Genomic DNA, 17,912 nt, shown 5'->3' on the forward strand with positions numbered 1-17,912 from the left:
CCCGGCCGCGCGGGCCCCGCTCAGAAAGCTGAACGGGGAGCCGGCAGGCGTTCGCATCGTCATGCCGGCATCGCGTCTGCGTGTTTATCCTTTGGGCGCTCGCAAGCCGGTAGACCGGTAACCAAGGAGAACACCATGATTCGACCCGCAACCCGTAACGTGGCCCTGGCCCTGATGACCGCCGCTGCCTTGACGGCCTGCGCCACCGGCGGCTCGTATACCCAGTCCGATCAGTACGGCAACCCCACCCAGCAGCAGAACAAGACCGGCCGCAACGCGCTGATCGGTACTGCCGTGGGCGTGGCCGCCGGCCTGCTCAGTGGCAACAGCGCCACCGAGCGCCGCCAGCACGCAATGATCGGTGCCGGTATCGGCGCGCTCAGCGGTGCGGCCATCGGCCAGTACCAGGACCGTCAGGAACGCGCCCTGCGCGAACGTACCGCCAACACCGGTATCGACGTATCCCGCGACGGCGACAACCTGACCCTGAACCTGCCGGACGGCATCACCTTCGACTTCGGCAAGTCCACGCTGAAGCCGCAGTTCTACAGCTCGCTCAATGGCGTGGCCAGCACCCTGGCCGAGTACAACCAGACCATGATCGAAGTGGTGGGCCATACCGACAGCATCGGCAGCGATGCGGTCAACAACCGCCTGTCCAAGGAGCGTGCCGATTCGGTGGCCGCCTACCTGACCGCCCAGGGCGTTCAGGGTGCCCGCATCGAAACGCTGGGTGCCGGCAAGGCCTACCCGATCGCCGACAACAGCACTGACGCCGGCCGCGCGCAGAACCGCCGCGTGGAAATCCGGGTGATTCCGCTGCGTCAATAACGCGGAACGCGTTGTTGACGGGTCCGGCTGAAGGCCGGAGCAGAATGCCGCCCTTGCAGGCGGCATTTTTGTGGGTGCCGGCCGCTGGCCGGTACATCACGCGCATCTACCTGCGCATCCCTCACCAGTCGTACTGCACCTGCAACCGTGCGTAACGCGGCGTGGTGTTGTAGCGCGCCTTGCCGTAGTCGAAGTAGTCGGTGATTGTCCCGGCGGCATTGACGTCGTAGCGCCGCTCGTACACCTGCACCGGCTTGACCGCGTTGAACAGGTTGATCACCGACAGCTGTACGCTCAGCCCCGGCAGCGCCGCCGGCGAATACACCACGTTCGGGTTGAACGTCATCGTCCACGGGGTACGGCCGCTGCTGCCCAGCCTGGCGATGTCGTCCTCACCCACGTTGCAGGTGTGGAACACCCCGCGGTAGCCAAAGTCGGTACCGAAGGTGCCGTTGCCGCCGCCCAGGCAGCTGATCGGCGTGCCCGACTGCACCAGCAGGTTGGCGCCCACCTGCCACTGCGGACTCAGCTGGTAGCTGCCGAACAGTTTGATGCTGTGGCGGCGGTCGTTGAACAGGTAGCCGTCGGCGCCGTAGGACAGCTCCTTGAAATCGAAGTCAGACGTGGTGCCGGTGTCATCCTGGCCGTTGGTGCTCTTCACCAACCCTTCGTAGTTGCCGTGCAGCTTGGCCCAGGTGTAGCTGGCGCTGGCATACCACCGGTCGGTGCGCTTTTCCGCCGACAGGGTCAACGCGGTGTAGCGACGCTTGGCCTTCGGCCCCAGGTCCTCGCCTGGAACCCGGATGCTGTCGGGCGTGCCGTCGCCGTCCACGTCGATGTCCAGCACCAGGTCGCTGCCCGGGTTGTACAGCCAGCAGCCGGGCAGGCCGCTGGGCACCTCCCATTGGCTGTCCCAATGCGAGACGTCATAGCCGGCCGCCTTGGCAGCGTTGTACAGCGCACGCGAATCGCAGGTGTCATCGATCACCTGGTTGATCCGGCGCAGGGTGAGCTTGGCGCCCAGGGTCCAGCCGTCCACCCAGTCGGTATCCGAGCGCAGCTGCTTCTGATAGCCGAGGATGAGTTCGTCCTGGGTGTACGGCTTGAGACCCTGCGAGGCGACCGCACGCGGGTTGGGCGTGCTGCCATCGGCCCCGTTGACCACGCCGTCGGCGCTGCCGTCGCGGTAGGAGCCGGTGATGTTCGGCTTGCCGGTCACCGGGTCATACCCGTCGTAGGTGAAGTAGTCCATGGTGTAGTACGAGGCCGTGGCCGCACGCAGCGCCACGTTGGCCGCGATCGGCAACGAGTAGCGGCCGAGCGAGGCATACAGCTTGCTGTCGCCGGTGCCCGTGGGATCCCACGACAGGCCCAGCCGCGGCTGCCAGATGTTGTCCTGTTTGACGAACGTGGCGCCGCTGCCGTTGCGGTTGTCGAAGGAGTCATTGCGCAGCCCGGCGTACAGCATCAGCCGGTCGTTGACCTGCCAGTGGTCTTCCAGGTACCACGACGCCTGCTTGACGCCGATCGTGCCGCCGGTGCGGAAATTGATGCGCTGGGCGTAATTCGGATAGAGGTTCCAGTAGGCACCGCTGGAATACGCCGTGCCTTGGACCGAGGTCCAGTCTTCCTTGCTGTAGCCGCCGCCCAGCTGGTGGTTGCCCACCTGCCAGACCAGGTCGGCCTGGGTGTTGCGGCGCTCGTTGCTGCCGCTACCCAGGCCCAGCTGACTGGCGACCGCGCAACCGACCTGCTTGCCGAGCACGCGGTCAACCACGTACGGGCATTCGCCGTCGGGGGCGTTGATATCGCCGTCGTAGTCGCCGCGCTTGCCATCCGGGCTGATCGTGTACTCGCCGGTGTGATTGCGCATGCGGCCGTGCTGCACGCTGGCGGTGAGGTCGTCGGTGAGCTGGCTGGTCCACTTGAAGACGTGGGTGGTACCGCCGGCACGGCCTTCCTTGCGCCCGCGGTAGTCGCGCTTGCCGGGCTCGCCATCGGGCTGGTCGCTGCTGTACTCGGCGTCGTAATAGTCGTAGCGGTAGCGTTGGCGGTTGTCGAAACCCGTGTATTCCAGGTGGTTGCGATCATTGAGGTACCAGTCCAGCTTCAACAGCCAGTACGGGTCGCGCGAGCGGTAGTCCTGCGACGACGCCGACAGTGAGGCGGGAGCTACCGGGGTGTCTGGATCGCCGGCACGACGCGGGCCGCTGGCCGTCCGTCCGCCGAACGTCGTGCTGTCCGACCGGGACAGGCTGCCCAGCGCGAACACGAACAGTTTGTCCTCGATCAGCGGGCCACCGGCCCAGGCACTGGCCACGTCGCTGGAACTGCTGTTGTTGTCGTATGAGCGCAGGATGCTGCCGTCGCTGCGCAGCGTATCGGGTGCATTCTCGCGCAGCGACGAGGGCACGGTGGTCCAGCTGAAGCCGCCTTTCCAGGTGTTGGTGCCGCGTTTGACGTTGACGCTGGTCACCCCGCCGGTGGAAAACCCGTAGCGCGCGCCATAGCCACCGGTCTGCACGTCCAACTGGTCGATGGCCTGGAACGGCACTTCGGCGAAGGACAGGCTGTCGAATAGGTTGGTGACGTTGAAGCCGTTGACGTAGTAGCTGTTCTCAGCAGCCGATGCGCCGCCGAACGAGGCCGGGCCGAAGAAGCTGCTGCTGGCCACCGTGCCCGGTGTCAGCAGCGAAATGCTGGTGATGTCGCGTGCCACCGGCAGCGCGTTGAGTTGCTCGGCGGTGAAGGTGGTGCGCGTTTCCACGCTGCCCAGATCGATCGGCGAGGCACCGCTGGCGCGCACTGTGACCGTCTCCAGCGTGGCCGCCCGGGCGAAGTCCGCCTGCGTGGTCTGGCCCGCCACCACGGTCACCTGGCGTTGCTCGGTGCTGCCATCGGCGCGGGTGATGCGGACCTCGTATGGGCCGGTGGACAGTGCCGGCAGGCGGAACCGGCCGTCAGGGTTGATCCGGGTCTCACGCGTGGTGCCGGCGTCCAGGTGCCGGATCTGCACCGTGCCCTGGGTGGCACCGGGAACATGGCCGAGGATGTCGCCGACCGTGCTCTGTGCCAACGCCGGCAGCGGCGACAGCAGGGCCACCAGCAACAGGGAGAGGGGGGTCTTGCGCGGTTGGATCGGTGCGCGGAACGGGTGGTGCATGGTTCGCCTCCAGTGCATCCGGCCGGGCTGGCCAGGTCGCGAGGGCGGAACCTAACGCCGCGTAGACAGTGGAAGTGCGCAGTGGTTCGCGGCAGTGCGCTCCAATGTGACGGGGGTCGGAGAAACAGCGATTGGAATGATCAAAGACGTGATGCAGATCGCGGTGAACGCATCGGCAGGAGTGCAATGGATGCAGTGCGCAAGGACGTCAATGACGACAATTCGCGCAGACAGGGCCAGATACGACATGGCCGCCCGAAGGCGGCCATGCGTGGAAGTGGATCGTTAATCCACCGGTGGGACAGCGCGCTGTCAGGGCGCGGTCACGGTTTCCAGAATCCGCTTGCCGGTGGCCTGCAGTTCCTCTTCGGCCTGCGCGCTCTGCTGCTTGGCGAACTTCGCGTTCGGGCACTGCGCCAGCATGTAGTTGGCGTCGAAGTCGAGCTTGGCCACCAGGAAGTCGACGAACGCACGCACCTTCGGCGAGACCAGCCGGCCGCCGGCGAACACCGCGTTGAAGTCCACTTCCGGGCCGGTCCAGCCGGCCAGTACGCGGCGCACCATGCCCGATTCGACGAACGGCTTGGCCATCACGTCACCGGTCAGCAGCAAGCCTTCGCCACAGACCAGTGCGCCATTGAGCGCGGACGGATCATTGGCCACCAGCAGCGGATTGACCGGGAAGTCGCGCAGGTCGCCCCCGTTTTCGCCGAGCTGCCAGAAGAACCGGTTGTTGTTGAGATTGCGTGCCTTGCGCATCGCCAGGATGCGATGGAACTGCAGTTCGTCCGGATGCAGCGGCTCGCCGTAGCGTTCGATGTAGGCCGGGCTGGCGAATACCTGGGTGCGCAGGCTGCCCAGCTTGCGCGCCACCAGGTTGGAGTCGGGCAGGGTGCCCACGCGCAACGCCAGATCGGCTTCGCCGGCAATCAGGTCCAGCTTCTCGTTGCCCAGGTGCATGTCCAGCTGGATTTCCGGGTACTGCGCATGGAACTCGCCCAGCAGCGGTGCGATCCAGGTGATGCCGATGGAGTAGGGCACGGTGAAACGCAGCCAGCCGCGCGGGCCGGACTGCAGCTGGTTGACCGCACCTTCGGCTTCTTCCAGTTCGCGCGCGATGCGCTGGCAATGTTCGTGGTACACCGACCCGGCCTCGGTCAGGCCCAGCCGGCGCGTGGTCCGGTGCAGCAGGCGCGCGCCCAGGCGCGTCTCCAGTTCCTGCACCTTGCGGCTGACCGTGGTCTTGGGCAGGCCAAGCGCAGTGGCGGCGGCAATGAAGCTGCCTTGCTCGACCACCTTGACGAAGATCAGCGTGTCGTTGAGATCGTGGGCCATGACGGGTCCGAAGTCGGGGGAGGGGATAGGGTGCCCGAAAGATTGTGCCGGGTACGGGACGATTATTCCCCTTAATCCGGACTAATCAAGTGGGAGTTTGAGGACTAATCTGGCGCCATTCCCGAATTGAAGGACCTCCGCCATGTGGTTGCGGAACATTCTTGGCCGCGTACTGACCGGCCGCACAGCCCCGCTGGACCTGGCGATGACCGTTGAGAAGCGGCCCTCGTCGTTGTCCTACAAGGCTTTCAGAGAGTTCACCCCGCCCGCCAAGATGCAGCGCGGCGGCAGCCTGCGCCTGGGCAATCGTGATCTGGGCCGACTGGGCCGGATTGGGATTATCCCGGCGGCGGGAGTGAAAGTCCCATGAGTGGGACGCTGGCCCCCGAGGTCCTTGTCCTGGGCGGCACCGGCAGTGTCGGCCAGGGCATCGTGGCTGCGCTGCTGGAGGCCGGCAGCCCGGTCCTGGTGGTCGGCCGCGACCCCGGTCGGCTGGCGGCCCTGCAGGAACAGTTCGCCGATGAGCCCGGTCTGGAGACCCTGCTGGGTTCCTTCGGCGACGACGCCTCGGCGCAGACGGTGGCCGAGCGCATCGCGCCGCGCCGGCGCGCGTTGTCGGCGGTGGTCGATGCGATGGGCGGCCCGTACCACCGCGGCCGGGTGACCGATCGCAGTGGCGACGCGCTGCTGCAGGCGCTGCAGGCCGACGTGATGCCGCACGTGCATGCCGGTCGCCACCTGTTGCCGATGCTGCGCGGTGGCAGCCATCCGCAGCGCTACGTGTTGATCGGCGGTCCGGCCGGCTTCAAGCCGTGGGCCGGCCACGGTGAATCGTCCATCACCATGTCTGCCACGCGCATGTACGCGCAGGTGCTGCACCAGGAAGCGCAGGCGCTGGGCGTGCGCGCGCAGATGCTGGAAGTGTGCAACCCGGTCTGCACCCCGGCCAATGCAGCCAATGCCTGCATCGAGTGGCCCAGCGCCTTGCTGGTGGGCCGCCGCCTGGTCTCGCTGCTGGACACCTGTACCGACAACCGCGCCATCGTCCGCTGCGACGCGCGCGATGCCGAACTGCCGCGCGGCCTGCTGCACCGGGATTGGCCTCCCCCGATGTCGCGCGACACCGCTGGCGCTGCTTGACCTTTACCAAGGTTGAGGTCTCAGGATGCGCCACCCACGTTCTGCACTACCCCGATTTTCGAATACCACCCCTCCGTACGGATGCATGTCATGACCTCCCCCAATTCCACTCCGCATCGTCTTACCCGACGGCTGGCCATGGCCGGCGTCTCGATCCTCGCCGCCGCCGTGCTGGCTGCCTGCAGCGGTGGCCACGCAGAAGAAGCCGGCATGCCGCCGCCGCCGCAGGTGAGCGCAGCGCCGGTGCTGATCAAGCCGGTCAGCCAGTGGGACGACTTCAGCGGCCGCGTTGAAGCCGTGCAGAGCGTGGAGCTGCGTCCGCGTGTGTCCGGCTACATCGACAAGGTCAACTATGTCGAAGGCGACGAGGTGAAGAAGGGTGACGTGCTGTTCACCATCGACGCCCGCAGCTACCAGGCCGAGTACGACCGCGCCCGCGCCGAACTGGCGCGTGCCCGCACCCAGTTCACCCTGGCCCGCAGCGAATCCGAGCGCGCCAAGAAGCTGTCCGATCAGCAGGCCATCTCCACCGAAACCTGGGAGCAGCGGCGCGCCGCGGCCGACCAGGCCGGTGCCAGCGTGCAGGCCGCGCAGGCCGCGCTGGATGCTGCCGCGTTGAACCTGGAGTTCACCAAGGTCCGCGCCCCGATCAACGGCCGCGCCGGCCGCGCGATGGTGACCGCCGGCAACCTGGTCACCGCCGGCGACAGCGCCAGCGTGCTGACCACGCTGGTGTCGCTGGACACGGTGTTCGTGTACTTCGATGCCGACGAAGCGACCTTCCTGCGGTACGCACAGATGGCCCGCAAGGGCGAGCGCCCGAGCGAGCGTGACAGCGACCTGCCGGTGAAGGTGGGCCTGTCGGGCGAGGACGGCTTCCCGCATGAAGGCAAGGTCGACTTCCTCGACAACCAGGTCACCCGCAGCACCGGCACCATCCGCGTTCGCGCGCTGCTGGACAATGCCGACCGCACCTTCACCCCGGGCCTGTTCGCGCGCGTGCAACTGCTGGGCAGCGGCCAGTTCCAGGCCATGCTGATCGACGAGAAGGCCGTGCTGACCGACCAGGACCGCAAGTATGTGTACGTGGTCGACAAGGACGGCAAGGCACAGCGCCAGGACATCACGCTGGGCCGCAACGCCGACGGCCTGCGCATCGTGCAGCAGGGTCTGAAGGCCGGCGACCGCGTGATCATCGACGGCGTGCAGAAGGTCTTCATGCCCGGCATGCCGGTGCAGGCCAAGGCCGTGGCCATGCAGCCGGTTGCCGCCCCGGTAGCCGCGCCGGTTGTTGCAAAGAACTGAAGAGCAGCCGACTGACCGTCGGCTCTACGTAGGAGCCGGCCAACGGTCGGCTCTACCGTGACTGCCATCGCCCCGTGCAGGGGAACCCGCCACCGCTGTCGCCTGCGACAGCGGCCGGGGTCGTGCACGCCGGCGCTGGTGAAACCCCAGGAATCCACCCATGGACTTTTCCCGTTTCTTCATCGACAGGCCGATTTTCGCGGCGGTGTTGTCGATCGTGATCTTCGCCGCCGGCCTGATCTCCATTCCGATGCTGCCCATCGGCGAGTACCCGGAAGTGGTGCCGCCGTCGGTGGTGGTGCGCACCGTGTACCCGGGTGCCAACCCGAAGGTGATCGCCGAAACCGTGGCCACCCCGCTGGAAGAAGCCATCAACGGCGTCGAAGGCATGATCTACCTCAAGTCGGTGGCCGGCTCTGACGGCGTACTGCAGATGACCATCACCTTCCGCCCGGGTACCGATCCGGACGAAGCGGCGGTGAAGGTGCAGAACCGCGTCGCCCAGGCCCAGGCGCGCCTGCCCGAGGACGTCCGCCGCCAGGGCGTGACCACCCAGAAGCAGTCGCCCACCTTCCTGATGGTGGTGCACCTGACCTCGCCCAAGGGCAAGTACGACACCCTGTACCTGCGCAACTACGCCCGCCTGCACGTCAAGGACGCGCTGGCGCGTATCCAGGGCGTGGGCGACGCGCAGATCTTCGGCGGTGGTGACTACGCCATGCGCGCCTGGCTGGACCCGGACAAGGTGGCCGCGCGCGGCCTGACCGCCAGCGACGTGGTCGGTGCCATGCGCGAGCAGAACGTGCAGGTCTCGGCCGGCCAGCTCGGCGCCGAGCCGATGCCCAACAGCCAGTTCCTGACCCTGATCAATGCCCAGGGCCGCCTGCGCAGCGAGAAGGAGTTCGGCGACATCGTGCTCAAGAGTGGTACCGACGGTGAAGTGGTGCGCCTGTCGGACGTGGCCCGCGTGGAACTGGGCGCCGGCGACTACACCCTGCGCTCGCAGCTGGACGGCAAGAACGCGGTGGGCATCGGTATCTTCCAGGCCCCCGGCGCCAACGCGCTGGAGATCCGCGATGCGGTGATGGCCAGCATGGACGAAATGCAGAAGACCATGCCCGCCGATGTGAAGTACGAAGCGGTGTATGACACCACCATCTTCGTGCGCGACTCGGTCAAGGCGGTGGTCTCCACCCTGCTGGAAGCCATCGCGCTGGTGGTGCTGGTAGTGATCCTGTTCCTGCAGACCTGGCGCGCCTCGATCATTCCGTTGATCGCCGTGCCGGTGTCCATCGTGGGCACGTTCGGTGCGCTGTACCTGCTGGGCTTCTCGATCAATACGCTGAGCCTGTTCGGCCTGGTGCTGGCCATCGGCATCGTGGTCGATGACGCGATCGTGGTGGTGGAAAACGTTGAGCGCAACATCGAAGAAGGCCTGACCCCGCTGGCCGCTGCGCATCAGGCGATGCGCGAAGTGTCCGGCCCGATCATCGCCATCGCGCTGGTGCTGTGTGCCGTGTTCGTGCCGATGGCATTCCTGTCGGGCGTCACCGGCCAGTTCTACAAGCAGTTCGCGGTCACCATCGCCATCTCCACGGTGATCTCGGCGATCAACTCGCTGACCCTGTCGCCGGCCCTGGCCGCCCGCCTGCTCAAGCCGCACGGCGCGCCGAAGGATGCCCCGACCCGCATCATCGACCGTCTGTTCGGCTGGGTGTTCCGTCCGTTCAACCGCTTCTTCAAGTCCAGCTCGGAAAAGTACGAGCGCGGCGTGTCGAAGATCCTCGGTCGCCGCGGTGCGGTGTTCGTGGTGTATGCGGTGCTGCTGGTGGGTACCGGTTTCATCTTCAAGCTGGTCCCGCCGGGCTTCATCCCGACCCAGGACAAGCTGTACCTGATCGCCGGCGTGAAGCTGCCGGAAGGCTCGTCGATCGCGCGTACCGATGAAATGCTGCGCAAGGTGGCCAAGATCGCCCAGGAAACCGATGGCGTGGCGCACACCATCTCGTTCCCCGGCCTGAACGCGCTGCAGTTCACCAACACGCCCAACACCGGCGTGGCGTTCATTCCGCTCAAGCCGTTCAACGAGCGGCATGGCCGCACCGCTGCGCAGATCAATGCCGAGATCAACCAGAAGATCGCCGGGCTGCAGGAAGGCTTTGCCTTCGCGATGATGCCGCCGCCGATCCTCGGCCTGGGTAACGGCAACGGCTACCAGATGTTCATCCAGGACCGTGGCAACCTGGGCTACGGCGCGTTGCAGAACGCGGTGCAGTCGATGCAGGGTGCGGTCGCGCAGACGCCGGGCATGGCGTTCCCGATCACCAGCTACCAGGCCAACGTGCCGCAGCTGGATGCCGAAGTGGACCGGGTCAAGGCCAAGGCGCAGGGCGTGCAGCTCACCGAGCTGTTCGACACCCTGCAGACCTACCTGGGGTCGTCTTACGTCAACGACTTCAACCAGTTCGGTCGTACCTGGCAGGTGATCGCCCAGGCCGACGGGCAGTTCCGTGACAGCGTCGAGGACATCGGCAAGCTGCGTACCCGCAACGACCGCGGTGAGATGGTGCCGATCGGCTCGATGGTGACCGTCAAGGAAACCTTCGGTCCGGACCCGGTGCTGCGCTTCAACGGCTACCCGGCCGCCGACCTGGCCGGTGAAGCCGATCCGCGCATGCTGTCGTCGGCTGAAGCGATGACCAACCTCACCGCCATCGCCGCCAAGGTGCTGCCGGTTGGCATGGCCACCGAATGGACCGACCTGAGCTACCAGCAGGCCACCCAGGGCAAGGCCGCCTTCATCGTGTTCCCGGTGGCCATCCTGCTGGCGTTCCTGGTGCTGGCTGCGCTGTATGAAAGCTGGTCGCTGCCGCTGGCGGTGATCCTGATCGTGCCGATGACCCTGCTGTCGGCGTTGTTCGGCGTGTGGATGACCGGTGGCGACAACAACGTGTTCGTGCAGGTCGGCCTGGTGGTGCTGATGGGCCTGGCGTGCAAGAACGCGATCCTGATCGTCGAATTCGCCCGGGAGCTGGAGATGGGCGGCAAGGGCATCGTGGAGGCCGCGCTGGAAGCCTGCCGCCTGCGTCTGCGCCCGATCGTGATGACCTCCATCGCCTTCATCGCCGGCACCATCCCGCTGGTGCTCTCGCATGGCGCTGGCGCCGAGGTGCGCTCTGTCACCGGCATCACGGTGTTCGCCGGCATGCTGGGCGTGACCCTGTTCGGCCTGTTCCTGACCCCGGTGTTCTACGTGGCCCTGCGCAAGTTCGTCAGCCGTAACGGCGGCGGGCAGCTGGTGACCCACGGCGAACCCACCATCCACCATTGATCCCATCCCCCGCGAGGTTTCGTACATGAATACCGCTACCCAAACGATCGCCCTGGTCACCGGTGCCACCCGCGGCATCGGCCTGGAAACCGTCCGCCAGCTGGCCCAGGCCGGCGTGCATACGCTGCTGGCCGGGCGCAAGCGCGACGTCGCCGTGGCCGAGGCACTGAAGCTGCAGGCCGAAGGCCTGCCGGTCGAGGCGATCCAGCTGGACGTGGGTGATGCCGCCAGCATCGCCGCCGCCGTGCAGACCGTGACCGAACGTCACGGTCGCCTGGACATCCTGGTCAACAACGCCGGCATCCTGCTCGATGACATCAAGCTGGCCCCGTCGGCGCAGACCCTGCAGACCTGGCGCGACACCTTCGACACCAACGTGTTCGCGGTCATCGCCGTGACCCAGGCGTTCCTGCCGCTGATCACCGCTTCGCCGGCGGGCCGCATCGTCAACGTGTCCAGCATCCTCGGTTCGCTCACCCTGCACAGCCAGCCGGGATCGCCGATCTATGGCTTCGCCGTGCCGGCCTACAACGCCTCCAAGAGCGCGGTGAATGCCTGGACCGTGCAGCTGGCCTACGAGCTGCGCGACGGCACCACCAAGGTCAACACCGTGCACCCCGGCTACGTCAAAACCGACATGAACGGTGGCGAAGGCGAGATCGAGATCAGCGAAGGCGCACGCTCCAGCGTGGGCATGGCGCTGATCGGCGCCGACGGCCCGAACGGCAGCTTCACCTACCTCGGCGAGGTGCTGCCATGGTGATCCGCCTGTTGACCGTGGCCGTGACCAGCGCGCTGCTGGCCGGCTGCGTCAGCGTCGGCCCCAACTACCAGGCGCCACCGGCTACGCCGGTGACCCTGCAGGGCGCCGCCGCGCCGGTATTCACCTCTGCCTCGCCGGTCGCCAGCTGGTGGGCGCAGTTCGATGACCCGGTGCTGGAACAGCTGGTACATGACGCACTCGGCACCAACCTGGACCTGCGCATTGCGATGGCCCGCGTGCGGGAAGCGCGCGCGGTGTTCGTCGAACAGCGCCTGGACCAGTTGCCGCACGTCACCGCCGGCGGCAGCTACGACCGCCGCAAGCAGCCCGATGCCACCGTGGGCGGCGAGCGCGTCTTCAGCGAAACCTACCAGCTCGGCTTCGACGCCGGCTGGGAGCTGGATCTGTTCGGTCGCCAGCGGCGTGCCGCCGAAGCGGCGCGCGCAGACCTGGGTGCCGAGCAGGACAACCTGGCCGACGCCCAGGTCACCGTGGCCGCCGAAGTGGCGCGCAACTACTTCGAACTGCGTGGCTCGCAGAAGCGCATCGACGTGGCCAAGCGCACCCTGGTCAACCTGCGCGATACCCAGCGCCTGACCGAGGCACGCTGGGAACTGGGTGCCGGCAGCGAGCTGGATGTGCAGAGCAGCCGCGCACGCCTGAAGGCGATCGAGGCCGACATCCCGCTGCTGGAAGTGGCCGAAGTGCAGTCGCGGCACCGGCTGGCGGTGTTGCTGGGGCAGCGTCCGGATGCGCTGGACGAACTGCTGCAGCCGCGCGAGGTACCGGCCTACGCCAAGCAGCTGCCGTTGGGTGACACCACCGACCTGCTGCGCCAGCGTGCCGACGTACGCAGTGCCGAACGCCGCCTGGCCGCCGCTACTGCCCGCGTGGGCGTGGCCACGGCCGACCTGTTCCCGCGGATCAGCCTGACCGGCTTCGTCGGCTTCCTGTCCGGCGACGCCAGCGGCCTGGTCAACGGTGCCAACAAGGCGTGGTCGGTGACCCCGTCGATCAGCTGGGCCGCGTTCGATTTCGGAACCGTGCGGGCGCGCCTGCGTGCCAGCAAGGCGCAGGCCGACGGCGTAGCGGCCGAGTATGAAAAGGCGGTGCTGTTGGCGCTGGAAGACACCGAGAATGCGCTCACCCGGTATGCCAAGCAGCAGTCGCGGCTGGCCATCGTGGCCGAGCAGGCGCAGGCCGCGCGGCGTGCAGAACAGCTGGCGCAGATCCGCTATCGGGAAGGTTCCGAAGACTTCCTGACCCTGCTGGATGCGCAACGCACCCAGCTGGCGGCGGATGACGCACTGGCGGCGGCCGAATCCACGGTCAACGTCAGCGTGGTCGGGGTATACAAGGCCTTGGGCGGCTGGGGCCAGCAGCAGGATGCAGCACCGCCGGCAGTGGCCGGCACACTCCGCTGACCTGGCAGGTGAGGGCGGCCTGGCCGCCCTCACATGTGCGCAGCGTCAGAGTTTGCCGCGATGGGAGCCCAAAAAGCGGCCATTGGCGGCGTTGCCACTGCCGCACACATCAGTGCAGATGATACAAAGCGTCCCCTTCTGCCGGGAACGCTCCCATGATCAAACCCAACCCGTGGCGGGGCGACGCCACCCCCGCCCAGAACGGGCAGGCGGCACTGTCGCCCGGCGCGATCACGTTGCTGGTGCTGGCCGCCCTGATGGTGGCACTGGGCTTTGCCAGGCTGCCCGACACGCTGCTGGACATCGGCGTGCTCGTGATCGGCGTGTTCATCGCCGTCGTGGCGAGGATCTGCCAGGCGCGCGACCAGCATCTGGCGGTGTGCCGACTGCTGGGGGAGCACGCCAGCCACCGCAGGCCGTGAATCAGTCCCAGTGGTTGACCGCCGCGCCCTCCTGCCCATCGCGCATGCGCACGATGCAGAACCGGTGTCCGGTGGGGGCTTCCATCACCCACCAGCGTTTGACGAAGCCGATCCGGCGCGCGCCCAGCGCCTCCAGGCGCGAGGCCTCGGCGTCGATGTCGTCGCTTTCGATATCCAGGTGCACGCGTGACGCGTGCTCGACGCGTTGCACCTCCACATTCAGACCGGCCGGTGCGCCAACAAGATCGGCGTACTCGGCCCCTTCTTCGCTGTAGGCCGGTTGGGCGCGGTAGCCCAGTGCGGCCGACCAGAAGGCGGCGGCTTCGTCGGCGGCGGTGTTGTGGCAATCGATGATGAAACCGGCCAGGCGGCTGCGGTGTGCCATGGTGGAAAGCTCCGAGGGTGCGAGGCTGCCGGTATCGCACCGCTGGCATCGACGTGGCGTGACGTAGCCCCGCCCGCGTCGTTTCACGCCGCTGCCGCTGCCGCGACGACCTGGCCGCGCCGCGGCGTGCGGCGTGGCCAGAGGGGGGGCGGCTCAGCGCGCCGTCGTTGCCGGGAAGACCAGTTCGGCCTGCACCGGATAATGATCCGAGGGCAGCACGCCGCCGGGCGCATCGTCGAGCGTCTGGAAACGGTCGACCTTGAAGCCGCGCACCAGGATCCAGTCCAGTTCCACGGTCGGCTTGCCGGTGAAGTCGTGGAAGGTCAGGCGCGGGCCCTCGACCTTGGCGGCCATCTTGCGGGCATCGCCCAATACCGCGGTGAATGCCTGGTAGGTAGTGCTGCCCGGTTCGCTGTTGAAGTCACCGGTGACCACCACCGGAATGTCCTTGGGCAGGGTGGCCAGGCGCGTGGCGATCAGCTTGGCGCCCAGCACGCGGCGCGGTTCGTCCTCGTCGCGGTAGGGCAGGTGGGTGTTGAGCAGGTAGAAGCGCTTGCCGTCGGCCTGGCGCTGGAACAACGCCCAGGTGACCATGCGCGGCATGAGGTTGCCCCAGGTGATGCTGGCCGGCACATCGGGCGTATCGGACAACCAGAAATCCCCCGATTCAATCACCGTCAGCTGCGCGCTGTCGTAGAACACGCCCATGTGTTCATCGCCCGTGCCGCCGCGACGGTCCTTGCCGAACCAGCGGTAGCCGGGCAGGTGTTCAACCAGATAGTCGGCCTGCTTCTGCACCAGCTCCTGAGTGCCGAACACCGCCGGGTGCTGCTCGCGCAGCAGGCTGACCATCGCATCGCGGCGGTCGTCCCAGCGGCGGCCGGGCTCGGTATCCACAGGGGTGCGCACGTTGAATGACATCACCCGCAACGGGGCGGCCGTTTCGGCCAGTGCGTGGCCAGCGGGCAATGACAGGGCCATCAGGGCCAGCAGCGCGGTACGACGAAAACGAGACAACATTGGAATCCCTCCATCCCATGAAAACGTTTCCCCGAAGGGTCGCATGGAACGGGGCCGCGGGGGAATTGCACCTGTTGGCGGCTGGAGGGGCAGGCAGCGTGCGCCTGCCCCGTGCGGCTCAACGCCGCCGTCTTACTCGTTGGGCACGTACCACTGCCCGTCCTGGTCGATGTGGTAGACGCTGGCTACCTGGCGATTGCCATTCTCGTCCAGATAATACGTAGTGCATCGCTGGTGGTAGACATACTTGGCAACCATGAACGGGACGCACTCGGTGAAATACCCATCCTGTGCCGAGGCGTCGGCCATGCCCACGGTGCCGCTGGCGGCCAACGTGATTACCAATGTGGCCATCGCGGCCAAATGCAGTTTCATCAGCATCATCCTTGCTTCTGCAGCGCACATGCGCCTGCGCTGTTTAGCATGCAGCTACGGGCGGGGCAATCCATGTGCGAAGGCCAGGCTGCAGAGCGGTGGATGAGCAGGAGTGATAACTGACGCCAGCCCTCTCAGACGAGGGCTGGCGTGACGGCGTATCAATCCCTTACGGAAGCGCGCACCCGGCGCCCCTCATGCAGCGAGAAAATGTGCCGAAACAGATGCCTTCACCGGTTCCCGCGGCCTGGCAGGCCCGGTAGTTGGTGTAGCAGATACTGCACGGATAGGGCTGGGCCGTGGCCGTGGCCATTCCCAACGTAAATGCAATTGAAGCAATCGCAACAGACAGCCTGAGTCCAATTTTCATGCGCTCTTCCGTTGTCCGCCCTCCTTGGGCAAGGTCGAGGCTACCCCGTGGCAGTGCGCTCATCAACCGGCGTCCGCGTCGCGCGTGAAGGGCGAGGCCCGCGGCGCCCGTCGAGGGCTGGGGTAGGAAGTTACTTACAACCTTTCGTGACGCCCATTCCATATGCGGTCAGCGCGATGCGCTAGTTTTGATTCGCTCAACCATTGGGCCTATCAAGGAGTGATACGCAATGCGCAGATTCAAACGTCTGGTCGCCGTCGCTGTGTTCTCTTCCGCCTGTCTTGGCGCCACGGCCTACGCCCTTCCGGCGAACCCGTGCAACTGGGGGTGCACCCGCGCGTATTTTGCCTGCATGGACAGCGGCGAGAATGCCGCAGTGTGCGCTGAAGCGCGCGAGCGCTGCACCGAAAGCTGCGGCGGATAGGTCGCGGCAGGGCCTCAGCTGGGTGGGGCCCTGCGCCTGCAGTGGGTGAGCGCGCGAAACCCTCCGTTCGCGCTGCCGCACATTCAGTTGGCCAGCAGGATCCAGCCAATCAGACTGTTGATGGCCACCCCCAGCATCAGCACCCAGACGGTCGACAGCACCGTGTTCGGCCACGACCGCTGCAGGGCCACCTTGAGCCAGCCGGCCTGCACCACCGCATACCAGACCAGCGACAGCACCGACACCGCGATGCCGATCTGGGTGGACAGCGCGCCGGGCAGCCGCACGAACACCATGCTGGTGGACAGCGCCACCGCGAACGGCGCGGTCAGGTAGCACTGCATGAAGAATGGACGGCGCAGCGATTCACGGGTCATGGCCACCTTCTTGCGCCGCAGCAGGTGCACGCTGCTGATCAGCGGCCACACCGCAAAGGTGATCGAGCGGTACAGCAGCAGGCTTTCCTCATTGCCGAACACCGTGCGCGACAGTTGCCCGGTACCGGTGACCTGCTGGTGCATCAGCAGCTCCACGCCGTGCGCGACCAGCACCGCCAGCATCAGGAACATCGGCGGGCTGATCGCATCGTCGAACTGCTTGTCCAGCTTCTGGGTCAGTTCGGTGTTGACGTACTGCGCCATGCGCCGCGGGTGCACGATTACCCGGTACAACGTGCGCGGAAAGAACAGAAACCACGTGCAGAGTTCGTACAGAAACTCTTCCAGCGACCGGAGCAGTTTCAGGAAATCCATGGTCAGCGGATGGTAATGGTCAACGTATGCGGTGCCTTCTCGCCGCGTCGTGCCTGCGCACGCATCTGGTAAACCTGGACCACATAGGTGCCGGAGGCGGGCAGGGTGCCGGTCCAGCGGCGCGTCTCATCGGTGCTGCCCAGTGCCTCGCCCTGGCCGGGCACCACGCCCGGCGCGTACACGTTGAGATTGGCGTTGGCGCTGCCCGCCAGCGTGACGGTCATGGTCTGGCCGGCGCGTGCGACGACTGTGTAGCGGACGGTGTCGTAGCCGGCAACGGTGCCGCGCAGCGTGGCGCTGCTGGTGCCCTTGGCGAACTGCACGGGCGTGGTGGTCACCTTGTCGGCCGCGCCGGCCAGGGCCGGGGTCAGTGCGAGCAGGGCGGTCAACAGAATCGAACGGAAGGGGGCCATGGCAATCTTCGCTGTCCGGGAGGGGATGACCGGAGCATGATCGCCCGCACATCAAGGTGTTGTCGATGACGCCAGGGAGGGTAACCTTGGCGGTTCCCTTCTTGAACGGCAGGCCCCCGATGGATTACCAGCTTGTGATCAAGTTCTGGAGAAAGTCGCTGGACGACGAGGCCTTCCTGGCCACCCTGGAGGCCGAACTCAGCCAGGTTCTGGGCGCGACGGCGGCGCTGGACGGCCACGACATCAGCGCCAAAGAGATCAACCTGTTCATGTTCACCGATGACCCGCGCTCGGTCTTCCGGCGGGCCAAGGACGTGCTGGACCGGCTTGGGGTGCTGCACAGCGTCTCGGCGGCCTACCGGCTGGTGGGCGGCGCGCAGTTCACCTCGGTGTGGCCGCTGCGCATGGCCCGGAAGTTCACCCTGCCATGAGCAAGCGTCGGCGTCGTCACAAGGCGCG

16 protein-coding genes are annotated in these 17,912 nt (G+C 66.6%); 9 read left to right on the forward strand and 7 right to left on the reverse strand.

All coding sequences use genetic code 11. The features are described 5' to 3' along the window. Nucleotides 1-135 precede the first annotated feature (135 nt). Nucleotides 136-831 carry a YiaD family glycine zipper/OmpA-like lipoprotein gene (locus tag ABIA71_RS01520; RefSeq protein ID WP_128096143.1) on the forward strand — a complete coding sequence of 232 codons (696 nt, stop codon included), beginning with the start codon at nt 136-138 and terminating at the stop codon, nt 829-831. A 121-nt stretch (nt 832-952) separates the two neighbouring features. Here ABIA71_RS01520 and ABIA71_RS01525 read toward each other — a convergent pair whose 3' ends face one another. Next, the gene (locus tag ABIA71_RS01525; RefSeq protein WP_354282531.1) at nt 953-3,994 is read right to left on the reverse strand and encodes a TonB-dependent receptor; all 3,042 of its coding nucleotides are present in this window, start codon (nt 3,992-3,994) and stop codon (nt 953-955) included. Nucleotides 3,995-4,306: 312 nt separating this feature from the next. Further along, complete coding sequence (locus ABIA71_RS01530) at nt 4,307-5,329, reverse strand: LysR family transcriptional regulator (protein WP_128096144.1); 1,023 nt, start codon at nt 5,327-5,329, stop codon at nt 4,307-4,309. A gap of 142 nt (nt 5,330-5,471) precedes the next feature. On the opposite strand from ABIA71_RS01530, the gene ABIA71_RS01535 reads away from it, so the two are divergent. From ABIA71_RS01535 to ABIA71_RS01565, 7 genes are all read left to right on the forward strand, one after another. Next, nucleotides 5,472-5,699 carry a hypothetical protein gene (locus ABIA71_RS01535; RefSeq protein ID WP_038688981.1) on the forward strand — a complete coding sequence of 76 codons (228 nt, stop codon included), beginning with the start codon at nt 5,472-5,474 and terminating at the stop codon, nt 5,697-5,699. Then, nucleotides 5,696-6,469, forward strand: a complete 774-nt coding sequence (locus ABIA71_RS01540) for an SDR family NAD(P)-dependent oxidoreductase (protein WP_354282534.1) — start codon at nt 5,696-5,698, stop codon at nt 6,467-6,469. Before ABIA71_RS01535 ends, ABIA71_RS01540 begins: the two co-directional genes overlap by 4 nt. Before the next feature lie 90 nt (nt 6,470-6,559). Beyond that, on the forward strand, nt 6,560-7,774 hold the full coding sequence (locus ABIA71_RS01545) for an efflux RND transporter periplasmic adaptor subunit (RefSeq protein WP_354282536.1): 1,215 nt from the start codon (nt 6,560-6,562) through the stop codon (nt 7,772-7,774). 160 nt (nt 7,775-7,934) lie between these two features. Further along, nucleotides 7,935-11,105: an efflux RND transporter permease subunit gene (locus tag ABIA71_RS01550; protein WP_354282538.1), complete on the forward strand. Its 3,171-nt coding sequence runs from the start codon at nt 7,935-7,937 to the stop codon at nt 11,103-11,105. A 25-nt stretch (nt 11,106-11,130) separates the two neighbouring features. Next, complete coding sequence (locus ABIA71_RS01555; protein ID WP_128096148.1) at nt 11,131-11,868, forward strand: SDR family oxidoreductase; 738 nt, start codon at nt 11,131-11,133, stop codon at nt 11,866-11,868. After that, nucleotides 11,862-13,292, forward strand: coding sequence for an efflux transporter outer membrane subunit (locus tag ABIA71_RS01560; protein WP_320488147.1), 1,431 nt, complete (start codon nt 11,862-11,864; stop codon nt 13,290-13,292). The genes ABIA71_RS01555 and ABIA71_RS01560 overlap by 7 nt, the downstream gene beginning before the upstream one ends. Before the next feature lie 155 nt (nt 13,293-13,447). Continuing rightward, nucleotides 13,448-13,714 carry a hypothetical protein gene (locus ABIA71_RS01565; protein WP_354282540.1) on the forward strand — a complete coding sequence of 89 codons (267 nt, stop codon included), beginning with the start codon at nt 13,448-13,450 and terminating at the stop codon, nt 13,712-13,714. A gap of 1 nt (nt 13,715) precedes the next feature. On the opposite strand, the gene ABIA71_RS01570 is transcribed toward ABIA71_RS01565, so the two are convergent. The 5 genes from ABIA71_RS01570 to ABIA71_RS01590 all read right to left on the reverse strand — a co-directional run bounded on the left by ABIA71_RS01570 (nt 13,716) and on the right by ABIA71_RS01590 (nt 17,453). Beyond that, nucleotides 13,716-14,099 (reverse strand): VOC family protein, encoded by a 384-nt coding sequence (locus ABIA71_RS01570; RefSeq protein ID WP_354282542.1) that lies wholly within the window; start codon nt 14,097-14,099, stop codon nt 13,716-13,718. A gap of 153 nt (nt 14,100-14,252) precedes the next feature. Beyond that, complete coding sequence (locus tag ABIA71_RS01575; RefSeq protein ID WP_354282544.1) at nt 14,253-15,119, reverse strand: endonuclease/exonuclease/phosphatase family protein; 867 nt, start codon at nt 15,117-15,119, stop codon at nt 14,253-14,255. Nucleotides 15,120-15,251: 132 nt separating this feature from the next. Then, nucleotides 15,252-15,494, reverse strand: coding sequence for a hypothetical protein (locus ABIA71_RS01580; protein ID WP_354282546.1), 243 nt, complete (start codon nt 15,492-15,494; stop codon nt 15,252-15,254). 877 nt (nt 15,495-16,371) lie between these two features. Next, nucleotides 16,372-17,040 carry a hypothetical protein gene (locus ABIA71_RS01585; RefSeq protein ID WP_354282548.1) on the reverse strand — a complete coding sequence of 223 codons (669 nt, stop codon included), beginning with the start codon at nt 17,038-17,040 and terminating at the stop codon, nt 16,372-16,374. Between the two features lie 2 nt (nt 17,041-17,042). After that, on the reverse strand, nt 17,043-17,453 hold the full coding sequence (locus ABIA71_RS01590) for a g-type lysozyme inhibitor (protein WP_354282550.1): 411 nt from the start codon (nt 17,451-17,453) through the stop codon (nt 17,043-17,045). 119 nt (nt 17,454-17,572) lie between these two features. On the opposite strand from ABIA71_RS01590, the gene ABIA71_RS01595 reads away from it, so the two are divergent. Beyond that, complete coding sequence (locus tag ABIA71_RS01595) at nt 17,573-17,884, forward strand: hypothetical protein (RefSeq protein ID WP_038688959.1); 312 nt, start codon at nt 17,573-17,575, stop codon at nt 17,882-17,884. Nucleotides 17,885-17,912 lie beyond the last annotated feature (28 nt).

Origin of the sequence: Stenotrophomonas sp. 2619, from assembly GCF_040548725.1 — a bacterium.
Classification (GTDB): domain Bacteria; phylum Pseudomonadota; class Gammaproteobacteria; order Xanthomonadales; family Xanthomonadaceae; genus Stenotrophomonas; species Stenotrophomonas maltophilia_AP.

Excerpts from the sequence above, each read along its gene's own strand:
- ABIA71_RS01520 (WP_128096143.1), top strand. The coding sequence starts at position 136 with ATGATTCGACCCGCAACCCGTAACGTGGCCCTGGCCCTGATGACCGCC.
- ABIA71_RS01525 (WP_354282531.1), bottom strand. The coding sequence starts at position 3,994 with ATGCACCACCCGTTCCGCGCACCGATCCAACCGCGCAAGACCCCCCTC.
- ABIA71_RS01530 (WP_128096144.1), bottom strand. The coding sequence starts at position 5,329 with ATGGCCCACGATCTCAACGACACGCTGATCTTCGTCAAGGTGGTCGAG.
- ABIA71_RS01535 (WP_038688981.1), top strand. The coding sequence starts at position 5,472 with ATGTGGTTGCGGAACATTCTTGGCCGCGTACTGACCGGCCGCACAGCC.
- ABIA71_RS01540 (WP_354282534.1), top strand. The coding sequence starts at position 5,696 with ATGAGTGGGACGCTGGCCCCCGAGGTCCTTGTCCTGGGCGGCACCGGC.
- ABIA71_RS01545 (WP_354282536.1), top strand. The coding sequence starts at position 6,560 with ATGACCTCCCCCAATTCCACTCCGCATCGTCTTACCCGACGGCTGGCC.
- ABIA71_RS01550 (WP_354282538.1), top strand. The coding sequence starts at position 7,935 with ATGGACTTTTCCCGTTTCTTCATCGACAGGCCGATTTTCGCGGCGGTG.
- ABIA71_RS01555 (WP_128096148.1), top strand. The coding sequence starts at position 11,131 with ATGAATACCGCTACCCAAACGATCGCCCTGGTCACCGGTGCCACCCGC.
- ABIA71_RS01560 (WP_320488147.1), top strand. The coding sequence starts at position 11,862 with ATGGTGATCCGCCTGTTGACCGTGGCCGTGACCAGCGCGCTGCTGGCC.
- ABIA71_RS01565 (WP_354282540.1), top strand. The coding sequence starts at position 13,448 with ATGATCAAACCCAACCCGTGGCGGGGCGACGCCACCCCCGCCCAGAAC.
- ABIA71_RS01570 (WP_354282542.1), bottom strand. The coding sequence starts at position 14,099 with ATGGCACACCGCAGCCGCCTGGCCGGTTTCATCATCGATTGCCACAAC.
- ABIA71_RS01575 (WP_354282544.1), bottom strand. The coding sequence starts at position 15,119 with ATGTTGTCTCGTTTTCGTCGTACCGCGCTGCTGGCCCTGATGGCCCTG.
- ABIA71_RS01580 (WP_354282546.1), bottom strand. The coding sequence starts at position 15,494 with ATGAAACTGCATTTGGCCGCGATGGCCACATTGGTAATCACGTTGGCC.
- ABIA71_RS01585 (WP_354282548.1), bottom strand. The coding sequence starts at position 17,040 with ATGGATTTCCTGAAACTGCTCCGGTCGCTGGAAGAGTTTCTGTACGAA.
- ABIA71_RS01590 (WP_354282550.1), bottom strand. The coding sequence starts at position 17,453 with ATGGCCCCCTTCCGTTCGATTCTGTTGACCGCCCTGCTCGCACTGACC.
- ABIA71_RS01595 (WP_038688959.1), top strand. The coding sequence starts at position 17,573 with ATGGATTACCAGCTTGTGATCAAGTTCTGGAGAAAGTCGCTGGACGAC.